Annotated in this window: 8 protein-coding genes and 1 pseudogene; 6 read left to right on the forward strand and 3 right to left on the reverse strand. The window is 71.1% G+C overall.

The window, feature by feature from the left end; translation table 11 throughout:
• Positions 1–762: GMC family oxidoreductase (locus tag NJ376_RS02430; protein WP_252951645.1), on the forward strand; the 762-nt coding region annotated here is incomplete at its 5' end.
• A 464-nt stretch (positions 763–1,226) separates the two neighbouring features.
• Here NJ376_RS02430 and NJ376_RS02435 read toward each other — a convergent pair.
• Positions 1,227–2,522, reverse strand: coding sequence for an amidase (locus NJ376_RS02435; RefSeq protein WP_252951646.1), 1,296 nt, complete (start codon positions 2,520–2,522; stop codon positions 1,227–1,229).
• 271 nt (positions 2,523–2,793) lie between these two features.
• Between NJ376_RS02435 and NJ376_RS02440 the strand changes: the two genes are divergently transcribed.
• Positions 2,794–3,429 carry an isochorismatase family protein gene (locus NJ376_RS02440; protein ID WP_252951647.1) on the forward strand — a complete coding sequence of 212 codons (636 nt, stop codon included), beginning with the start codon at positions 2,794–2,796 and terminating at the stop codon, positions 3,427–3,429.
• Positions 3,430–3,590: 161 nt separating this feature from the next.
• Here NJ376_RS02440 and NJ376_RS02445 read toward each other — a convergent pair whose 3' ends face one another.
• Both NJ376_RS02445 and NJ376_RS02450 read right to left on the reverse strand, forming a co-directional pair.
• Positions 3,591–4,439 (reverse strand): aspartate/glutamate racemase family protein, encoded by an 849-nt coding sequence (locus NJ376_RS02445; RefSeq protein WP_252951648.1) that lies wholly within the window; start codon positions 4,437–4,439, stop codon positions 3,591–3,593.
• A 4-nt stretch (positions 4,440–4,443) separates the two neighbouring features.
• Positions 4,444–5,634 (reverse strand): CaiB/BaiF CoA transferase family protein, encoded by a 1,191-nt coding sequence (locus tag NJ376_RS02450; RefSeq protein WP_252951649.1) that lies wholly within the window; start codon positions 5,632–5,634, stop codon positions 4,444–4,446.
• 109 nt (positions 5,635–5,743) lie between these two features.
• Between NJ376_RS02450 and NJ376_RS02455 the strand changes: the two genes are divergently transcribed.
• The 4 genes and pseudogenes from NJ376_RS02455 to NJ376_RS02470 form a co-directional block, all read left to right on the forward strand.
• Positions 5,744–6,949 carry an MFS transporter gene (locus NJ376_RS02455; protein WP_252951650.1) on the forward strand — a complete coding sequence of 402 codons (1,206 nt, stop codon included), beginning with the start codon at positions 5,744–5,746 and terminating at the stop codon, positions 6,947–6,949.
• Positions 6,950–6,964: 15 nt separating this feature from the next.
• Entirely contained in the window at positions 6,965–8,062 is a 1,098-nt protein-coding gene (locus NJ376_RS02460) for a mandelate racemase/muconate lactonizing enzyme family protein (RefSeq protein WP_252951651.1), read from the forward strand.
• Positions 8,063–8,183: 121 nt separating this feature from the next.
• Positions 8,184–9,710: a 2,3-bisphosphoglycerate-independent phosphoglycerate mutase gene (gpmI, locus tag NJ376_RS02465; protein WP_252951652.1), complete on the forward strand. Its 1,527-nt coding sequence runs from the start codon at positions 8,184–8,186 to the stop codon at positions 9,708–9,710.
• 255 nt (positions 9,711–9,965) lie between these two features.
• Positions 9,966–10,553, forward strand: a pseudogene (locus tag NJ376_RS02470) (hypothetical protein); the annotation flags it as partial.

Below are 10,553 nucleotides of genomic sequence, written 5' to 3' on the forward strand. Positions count from 1 at the left end.
ACCACCCGCGTCGTCATGCGCATCCGCCCCGGCGTGCCGACCCTGAACGAGCTCTCGCGCGGCGTGCGGCTGGGGCGGGAAGTGCTGCGCTGGAGCCGCGGCCAGCCCAGCATCCTCGCCATCTGCCCCTCCCACGTCCATGTCTTCTGGAAGAGCTTCGAGGGGCTGGATCTGCCGGACCTGCAATGCGTCTTCACCCCCGGCAATTACGCCGATGGCAAGCTGACGGAGCTGGACGACTATCCCGGCGTCACCGGCAGCGCCTGGCAGCACCGGCCGGAATCCAGCGGCTGGGTGCGCGCCCGCAGCACCAATGTGTTCGAGGATCCGGAGATCAACCCGAACTACCTCGCGGACCCGATGGACCGGCAGGTGCATCTGGCCGGCATCCGGCTGGTGCGCCGCCTGCTGACCACACCGGAAATGCTCCGCCATGTGGAGGGCGAGATCCAGCCCGGCCTCGCACTGCAGACGGATGACGAGCTGCTGGACTTCGCCCGCCGCAACGGCAGCACCACCTTCCACCTGGCCGGCACCGCCCGCATGGGCCCGGCCACGGACCCGACCGCCGTGGTGGATGACCGGCTGCAGGTGCACGGGCTGCAGGGGCTGCGGGTGGTGGATGCCTCCATCATGCCGAACCTGCCCTCGGCCAATACCCTGGCCACCGTGCTGATGATCGCGGAGAAGGCGGCGGACCTGATCCGCGGGCGGCAGGCGCCCGCGGAGGACGTACCGGTCGCGGCGTTCGAGGCAGCGTAACGTCCGAAGTACTTGAGGGGGGGCTCTGCGCCCTCTCAAACTCGCCCCTGCCAAAGGCCGAAGGGCCTTTGGAACCCTTGAGTTTGCGCTTCGCGGGCTGAACCTGCCAACTCAAGGATTCCAAGGGCCTTTCGGTCTTGGCGTAGGGGAGTTTGAGGGGAAGCAGCGCTCCCCCTCAGCACTATGCCACCCGCACTTGCGTCCCGACGAATTGCGCCGGGTCCACGTCATGGCTGGCGATGACTAGAGCAGATCGCGCTCAGATGGAATCATCTGAACGCGTGAAGATGCTGGCAAAACAACGGCCTAGAGCATGCTGCATGAACGCAAGCGAACGCAGCATGCTCTGGGACGCCGATGTCGCTCACCGCCCGGCCGGCCTGCCGCGCCACCTCCCGCATCGCCGCGGCGGCAGGGTGCGACATCGATGACCGGCCCTTGCAGCAGCATCGCCTGACCCTCTCCTACAGTCCCAACGCCGCCCCCGTCTCCGAAAGCAGGAATCCGGCCAGCCTGGTATCCGCCCCCGGCGCGCCGAACAGCAGCGCGCCCACCGGCAACGCGCCATCCATGCCCGCCCGCACGGTCGCGACCGGCCCGCCCAGCGCCGTGGTCGGGATGACGAAGGAGGGATCGCCCGTCGTGCTCGCCTCCGGCGCCACATCCGGCGCGGCGGGCAGCAGCAGCAGCTCATCTGGCCCGAAGGCGGACCAGAAGGCCTGGCGATATCCGGCCAGCGCCGCCAGCGCCGCATGGTATTCGGTATCGAGGATCGAGAGCCCCGCCTCGATGTCCTGCGCCAGGCGCGGTGCGATGCGGTCCGTCGGCAGCCGCTTATGGGTGCGGCCCAGCTCCGCCAGCAGCACGGTGCGATGCGTCGCCAGCAGCACCTCCAGCGGCACCGGCGCCATGGCGCGGCGCAGCGGCAGCTTGGCTTCGGCGAAGCGCTCCGCCAGCGCATCCAGCGCCGCCGCCGTGCCCGGCGCCGTCTTCGCCGCCACCATGGCATCCTCCAGCACCACGAGGCGCGGCGTGGCCGGGGCGGGGCTGCGCAGATGCAAATGGTCCGCGGCATAGCCCGCCGCCAGCAGCGCCGCATCGGCGGCCCCCGCGCCGAAAGCCCCCACCGTGTCGAAGCTCGGCGCCAGCGGCACCACCCCGGTGCCGCCGATGGCGAGCGTCGAGGGCTTGAAGGCCGCGACGCCGGTATAGGCTGCCGGCCGGTTCACGCTGCCCGCCGTCTGCGTCCCGAGTGCCAGCGGCACCGTCCCGCTGGCGATCGCCGCGCCGGAGCCGGCGGAGGAGCCGCCCGCCGTGCGCGTGAGGTCGTAGGGATTCCGCGTCGGCGGCAGGGATTCGTAGTAGGCGTACTCCGTGGTGTGCAGCTTGCCGAGGATGATCGCCCCCGCCGCGCGCAAATGCGCCACCACCGTGGCATCGGCTGTGGCGGGCGCGGCATCGGCGCGGCTCGGGCTGTTCGCCCGCGTCGGCAGGCCGGCGACGTCGATCACGTCCTTCACCCCCACCGGAATGCCGTGCAGCGGCCCGCGCACGCGCCCGGCACGGCGTTCCGCATCCAGCGCCTGGGCGGCACCCAGGGCGAGCTCCGGCTGCACCGAGACCCAGGCGCGCACTTGGCGGTCCACCGCCGCGATCCGCTCCAGGCAGCGGCGCACCAGCGCATCCGCCGTCAGCTCCCCGCGCGCCATGGCGGCGCCCAGTTCCTGCACCCCGCCGGGGTTCTGCACCAGATCGGTCATTCCGCTCTCCCCATGGCCAGGCACCGTCGCCACGCCGCTCCTCGCTCCCGCGGATCATGCCGCACCGGGCCAGGATGGCGCGAGGGCGGATCCCAGGGCCGCTGCCAGCGGCAGGCTGTACCCACCATGGGCAGTTGCATCTTCGTGTCCGGCACGAGGTCATCGGCGAAACCTCCGCCGACATGGCGATGGCCCATGATCCGTCCTGCATCGCTGGCGGCGGGCATGAGACTTGCAACCACCGTGCCGGAATTCAGCCAGGGGCGGATCGATGTCGGATATCTATGCGCAGCGCGGCTATGGCAGCAGGCCGCTTGGCTTCGGCCGGAAGCCCGGCGTGGTGGTGGTGGACTTCCAGCGCGGCTTCATCGAGGCAGGCTTCCCCATGGGCGGCGCCCCCATGGTGGATGCGGCGGTGGCGGCCACCGTGCCGGTGATTCAGGCAGCGAAGCGCGCCGGCCTGCCGGTGGTGGCCTGCGTCAATGGCTACAACAGCCGCCGCGCCGCGCCGCACTGGAAGGCGGCGCCGGTGCTGGACCTGCTGCAGGGCACGCCATCCGTGGAACTGGACCCGCGCATCGCCGCGGCGGAGCCGGACGTGCTGCTGATGAAATCCGCGCCCTCCATCTTCTTCGCCACGCCCGCGGCGGCGATCCTGACGAAGGAGGGGGTGGACACGGTCATCGTCACCGGCTGCATCACCAGCGGCTGCGTGCGCGCCAGCATCATCGATGCCTTTTCGCTGGGCTTCCGGGTGATGGTGCCGCGCGACTGCGTGGGGGACCACGACCAGGCGGCGCATGAGCAGAACCTGAAGGATGTCGAGCGGCGCTACGCGGACATCATCGACAACCGGGCGGCGATCGAGGCCATCGAGGCTTGGCAGGCGAAGAACGACCGGGGTTGAGGGAGGCTCCGCCTCCCTCAAACTCCCTCCGCCCAAGGCCGAAGGGCCTTTGGAAACCTTGAGTTTGAGCCTCGTCGGTTCAACCTGTCGACTCAAGGGTTCCAAGGGCCTTTCGGCCCTTGGCGGGTAGGGGTTTGGGGAAGGGCAGCGCCCTTCCCCAATCACACGAACCGCCGCCGCCGCTTATGCCGTGGCGGATCCGCCGGGAAGGTGATGCCGCTGGCATCCACCCCCAGCCCCACCAGCATCTTCGCCATCGCGATGGCGCAGCGATAACCTTCCAGCACCGGCACGTCCCAGCCCGCTTCCAGCAGCCTGGTCTGCAAGGGCTCCCGCAGCCAGAAGGCCGCCGAGCAGCCCAGCAGGATCACCTCCGCCCCATCCTCGGTGATGGCGGCAATGGCAGCTTCTACCGCCGCCTCCAGCATCCCGCTTCGCTCGCCCGCCGCGTGCTTTTCCGCCTCGCCCTTCAGCGTCACGCGCCCCGCCGGATAGGCCGGCCGCGGCAGCGGATGGTCGATGTTGCGGATGGAAGCGCAAGCGTGCGCCATGCGGTAGCGCACCACCAGCTCCGCCATATGCGCATTGTGCGTCTCGGAGATATCGACGAAGGAAAAGCGGTTGCCGAGCGTCATCGCCACATGCATCTGCGCATGCGCATTGGCAGTGACGGGGATGCGGTGGCGCCGGCCGATCTCCCGCGCCTCCATGAAGCCGGGATCGCCGCCGCCCAGCAGCACGATGGCGTCGTATGTCCCGCTCTCGCAGGCCTCCCGCACGATGGGCAGGCGGGCGACGCCGGCTATGGCGAATTCCTCCCGCGTCTCCACCGGCCAGTTGCCGTGTGGCGCCAGCGCGCCGGGGTGCAGATCCCACTCCACCCCCGCCAGCAGCGGCGCGACGGCGGCGTGGTTCATTAGCGCCTCCTCCTTCGTCGCCCCATCCATGCGGCGATAGGCGCCGGGGGAGTCGGGCGGCAGGGAGAAGGCCTGGATCAGCAGCAGGCGCATCGCCTCAGATCACCTTCTTCTGGCGCAGCGCGGCGATGTCGCCGGCCGCATAGCCGAGCTCCGCCAGCACCGCCTCGGTATCCGCGCCCATCTGCGGCGGCGGCCGGTCCACCTGTGGCCCGCCATGCGCCAGCTTGAAGGCGGCCATCGGCACGCCATAGGGCCGGTCCACCCCCGGCGAGCCCTCCGGGAAGCGGTGCAGCACGCCGCGCGTCGCCACATGCGGGTCGGCCAGCGCCTCCTCCATCCGCCGGACGCGGGAGGCGGGGACATGCTTCGATTGCAGATACATTTCCCACTCGTCCGCCGTTCGGGTCAGCATGATCTCCGCCAGCACCGCCTCCTCCCGGTCGCGGTCGGCCAGGCGTTCCTCGTTGTTCGCCTTCGCCATCTCCGGCCGGCCCAGCGCGGCCCAGAGGCGCTTCTGCTGCCGGAGATTGCTCGCCCCCAGCATCACCAGCGCGCCGTCCTTCGTGCGGTAGGCGCTGTTGCTGGCATGGGCGTGCTTGTTGCCGCTCGGCTTCGCCGCCTTGCCGCTGGCCATGTAGGCCGTCAGGTGGCTGGCCTGCATCATCAGCGCCACGTCCAGCATCGCCAGGTCGATATGCTGGCCGCGCCCCGTCCGCTCCCGCTGGAACAGCGCCGCGCTCAGCGCGAAGGCGCCCATGGTGCCGGTGGCGTAGTCGATCGCCGGCGCGCCGAATTTGATGGGATTCACCTCCGGCGTGCCCGTCACTGCCATGATGCCGGAACTCGCCTGGATCACATGGTCATAGGCGGTCTGCTGCCCGCGCGGCCCGCCATGGCCGAAGGCGGAGATGGAGCAGTAGATCAGGCGCGGGTTGATGGCGGAGAGCGCCGCATAGCCCAGCCCCAGCGCCTCGAAGGCACCCGGGCGGAAATTCTCCACCAGCACGTCGGCCGTGGCGACCAGGCGCTTCAGCACCTCCCGCCCCGCCTCGCTCTTCAGGTCCAGCGTGATGGAGCGCTTGTTGGACCCCTGGGTCAGGAAGTAGCTGCCCATATTCGCACGGTTCAGCGCCAGGTCGGGCCCGCTGTCGCGGCTCTGGTCCGGGTCGTCCGGCGGCTCCACCTTGATGACGTCGGCGCCGAGCAGGCCGAGCTGGTAGGCCGCGAAGGGCCCCGCCAGCACATGCGTGATGTCGATGATGCGGATGCCTTCGAAGGGCCTCATCGCCGCCTCCTTGCCGTTTCCCGGGGCCCAGCATGCCCCCCCTTCCGGCCGGCGCCAATCGGCGGCATGCTGGGCGCGGCCATTCTTGGCCGGGAAGGAAACGACCAGCGTGGATGCCATCGCGGCCCAATCGCCGCGCCTGTTCGCCTTGCCGGATTTCCGCCGGCTCTGGACCGTCGGGACCATCGTCTTCATGGTCCGCTGGCTGGAGATGCTGGCGGTCTCCCTCGTGACCTGGGAGGCGACCGGCTCCGCCTTCACGGTCACCATGCTCGGCATGCTGCGCATCCTGCCCATGGGGCTGTTCGGCGCCGCGCTGGGCGCGCTGGCGGACCGGGTGGAGGCGCGCAGCGCGCTGCTGTTCATCGTGCTCGCCTCGCTCGCCACCTCCTTCGCCCTCGCCCTGCTGGCCGCCACCGGCAAGCTCCAGGTCTGGCACCTGGCGGTGGCGAGCTTCGTCAACGGCCTGGCCTGGGCGGCGGACAATCCGGTGCGGCGGCTGATGATCGGCCAGGTGGTCGGCACCACGCTGCTCGGCCGCGCCATGTCCTTCGATGTCGGCAGCAACAATGCCAGCCGCATGGCCGGGCCGCTCGCCAGCGGCATCATCTTCGCGGCGGCCGGGGCGCAGGGCACCTTCGCCCTCTCCTGCCTGCTCTACCTCATCGCGCTGCACGCGGCGCTGACGCTGCGCTACCGCAGCGGCGTCGCGGCCGCGACGGAGAGCTTCGCCACCCGCCTCGCCGCCGGCTTCGCCGCGGTCCGCGCCGACCGGCGGCTGCAGGGCACGCTCTGCGTCACCATCATCTTCAACATCTGGGGCTGGCCCTTCACCAGCCTCATCCCGGTGGTGGCCGCGGAGCGCCTCGGCCTCGGGCCGGAGGCCAACGGGCTGCTCACCTCCATGGACGGGGTCGGCGCCTTCGCCGGCGCGCTGGCCATGGCGGCCTGGGCGAAGCCTTCGCGCTTCGCCCGCTGCTACATGGGCGGCTGCATCACCTGCCTCCTCGCCATCACTGCCTTCGGCCTGGCGCCACACCCGGTGCTGGCGGGCGCCGCGCTGCTCCTCACCGGCGCCGGCCAGGCCTGCTTCGCGGTGATGCAGGCGACGCTCGTCTATCTCGCCGCGCCGCCGGAGCTGCGCGGCCGGGTGCTCGGCATCCTCTCGCTCTGCATCGGCCTCGGCCCCATCGGCTTCCTCCATATCGGGATGCTGGCGGATTGGGTGGGCGCCGCCATGGCCTGCGTGGCGACGGGGCTGGAGGGCTTGCTCGCTCTCGCTCTCACGCGCAGGCTATGGCGCAACCTCTTCTGAGGCGGAGGAAACGCCATGCCCGACCTGAAGATCCGCGAGCTGCGCACCACCCTGCTGCGCCTGCCCTGGGCCGATGATCCCTGGATGAAGGGCCATGCGCTCGGCCCGCAGCGCGATCTGGTGGTGGTGGAGGTGGTGACGGAATCCGGCCTCACCGGCCTTGGCTACCTGCACCTGCTGAACCTGCCGCTGCAGCGCACCATCGGCGCCTGCATCGCGGAGGCGATGGCGCCGCGCGTGATCGGCCGGGATGCGACGGAGATCGAGGCGATCTGGCGCGACCTCTGGCGCACGACGCTGACCGGCGGCCGCGGCGGCGTGACGATGATGGCGCAGTCCGCCATCGACATCGCGCTGTGGGATGTGGTGGGCAAGGCCGCCGGCCTGCCGCTGCACCGGCTCTGGGGCCATTGCCGCGCAAAGATCCCGATCTATGGCAGCGGCTGCTTCCGCGGCGCGCTCGGCGAGGGCATGGCGGCCAAGGCGAAGTGGTATGTCGAGCAGGGCTACAAGGCCATCAAGATGCAGGCCGCGCATATCGGCGACTGGCGGCAGGATGTGCGCAACCTGCGCATGGTGCGCGACGCCGTCGGCCCCGATATCGACATCATGATCGACATCAACATGGGCTGGACCGCGGACCAGGCCATCATCGCCGGCCGCGCCTTCCTGGATTACGACCCCTACTGGCTCGAGGAGCCGGTGCTGGCCGACGATTTCGCCGGCTATCTCCGCTGCGCCGAGGCGCTGCCCACCCGCATCGTCGGCGGCGAGAGCCATTTCGGCCGGGACGACCTTCGCCCCTTCCTCGAGAACCCGAAGCTGCCGATCCTGCAGCCGGACCCGATGCGCGGCGGCTTCACCGAGCTGCGCAAGATCGCGACCGTCGGCGCCACCTGGGGCATGAGTTTCGCGCCGCACCTGTTCCCGGAGCTGAACGTCCACATCCTCGCCAGCATCCCGAACGCCATCTGGGCCGAGCAGATGGGTCTCCTCGACGACCTTTGGGTCGAGAAGCCCGTCATCCAGGACGGCTTCATCCTGGCCCCCGAGCGCCCCGGCCATGGCCTCGCCTTCAAGCCCGAAGTGTTGAAGGACCACGCCCTGACCTAAAATGTTGGTTTCCAAAGGCCTTTCGGCCTTTGGCGGAGGGAGCGCGAGGGAGGCAGGGCCTCCCTCGCTTGCCGCTGCGTTGGGCTGGGGATAATCCGCCCCGAAAGCAGCGAGGACCGACATGCCGAAGCCCGTGATGCTGGTGATTCTCGATGGCTGGGGCTGGCGCGAGGAGGTGGCGGACAACGCCGTCCGCCAGGCCAGGACCCCCACCTTCGACGCCCTGTGGTCCGCCGGCCCCCACGCCTTCCTGCACACTTCCGGCCATGATGTCGGCCTGCCGGACGGCCAGATGGGCAATTCCGAGGTCGGGCATCTCAATCTCGGCGCCGGCCGCGTGGTGATGCAGGACCTGCCGCGCATCGACAAGACGGTGGCCGATGGCTCCCTGGCGACGCTGCCGGCGCTGACGGAGCTCATCGCCAAGCTGAAGGCCAGCGGCGGCACCTGCCACCTGCTCGGCCTGGTTTCCCCCGGCGGCGTGCACAGCCACCAGAAGCATGCGGCGGCGCTGGCGAAGGCGCTCTCCGCCGCCGGCGTGAGGGTGGCGGTCCACTGCTTCACCGATGGCCGGGACACGCCGCCCCGCGCCGCGCCAGACTATCTGCGGACGCTGATGCAGGACATCGCCGGCCTGCCGGACGTCGCCATCGCCACCGTCACCGGCCGCTACTACGCGATGGATCGCGACAACCGGTGGGAGCGTGTCTCCCAGGCCTACAACGTCATGGCCAGCGCGGAAGGCGCCCGCGCCGCCGATCCGGTGGCGGCGGTGGAGGCCGCCCATGCCAAGGACGTCACCGACGAATTCGTCCCCGCCACCGCCATCGGCGACTATGCCGGGATGCGCGACGGCGACGGGCTGCTCTGCTTCAATTTCCGCGCCGACCGGGTGCGGGAGATCCTGGCGGCGCTGCTCGACCCCAACTTCTCCGGCTTCCCGCGCAGCCGCACGGTGAGCTTCGCCGCCGCCGCCGGCATGACGCAGTATTCCACCGCGCTGGACGCCTTCCTCGGCACCCTCTTCCCGCCGCAGAGCATGGCGGACATCCTGGGCGAGGTCGTCGCCCGCGCCGGCCGCACTCAGCTCCGCATGGCGGAGACAGAGAAATACCCGCACGTCACCTACTTCCTGAACGGCGGCGAGGAGAAGCCCTATCCGGGCGAGGACCGCATCATGGTCCCCTCCCCCAAGGTCGCCACCTACGACCTCCAGCCGGAGATGTCGGCGCCGGAGCTGACGGAAAAGGCGGTCGCCGCGATCAATACCGGCAAATACGACCTCATCGTGCTGAACTTCGCCAACCCGGACATGGTGGGCCATACCGGCAGCCTGCCGGCGGCGATCAAGGCGGTGGAGACGGTGGATGCCGGGCTCGGCCGCATCGCCGCGGCGGTGAGGGCGCAGGGCGGCGCGCTGCTGGTGACGGCCGACCACGGCAATTGCGAGCTGATGAAGGACCCGGTGACGGGCGGCCCGCACACCGCCCACACCACCAACCCGGTGCCGGTGATGCTGGTGGGCGGGCCGGCCGGCGGAAAGCTGCACGACGGGCGGCTGGCCGATGTGGCGCCGACGCTGCTGGCGCTGATGGGACTGGCGCAGCCGCAGGCGATGACCGGGGTGTCCCTGCTGAAACAGGGGTAGCGGGGGCTCCGCCCCCGAAACCCCCGGCAGGGGCGCTGCCCCTGCACCCCGCCGGGGAGGAGACTCCTCCCCGGACCCCGGTGTGAGTCGGCAGGTGGAACCAGCGGACTCAGACCGGGGTCCGGGGCCAGGTCCTGGCCCCGGCGGGGGTTGCAGGGGGCAGCGCCCCCTGCCCAGACCCCAAGGGCGGCCTGTTGCGTTTTGTCGTACTGCGGCAGCACCGGCGCCACGCCGGCTTTGGTACACTCCCGCCCCGTGCCGCCGCTTGTCCTTCTCCTCCTCCTCGCCCTGCCCGCCCAGGCCCAGCCGACGCGGGACGCGGTGCAGGATGCCCGCCGCGCCGCCGCCGCCCAGGCCCAGGCGGCGGAGGAAGCGGCCCGCGCGGCCCGCGCTGCGGCGGCGGAGGAGCAGCGCCTGGCCGAACGCCGGGTGGAGGCCGCCCGCCGCCTGCAGGCCGCCGAGCAGCGCCAGGAAGAGGCCGCCACCGAGCTTCGCGCCGCCGAGGACGCCGCCGCCACCGCCCGCCGCGCGGTGCGGAACCAGGCGGAGGCCATCCTCCCGCTGCTTCCCACCATGCTCCGCCTCGGCCTCTGGCCGGCGGAATCCCTGCTCGCCGTCCCCGCCCCGCCGGAGGAAGCGCTGCGCGGCCTCCTCGTGCTGCAAACCCTCTCCCGCGGCATGGCGACGGAGGTCACTGCCCTGCGCGAGGCCGCGGCGGAGGCGGAACGCCGCGCCGCCGAGGCCGCCCGCCGCGGCACCGCCCTGCAGGCCGCGGAGGCCGCCGCCCGCCAGGCGAATGCGGCGCTGGAAACGGAGCTGCGCGCTGCCCGGGAGCGCCGCCAG

Source organism: Siccirubricoccus soli (genome assembly GCF_024178315.1).
Lineage (GTDB): Bacteria > Pseudomonadota > Alphaproteobacteria > Acetobacterales > Acetobacteraceae > Siccirubricoccus > Siccirubricoccus soli.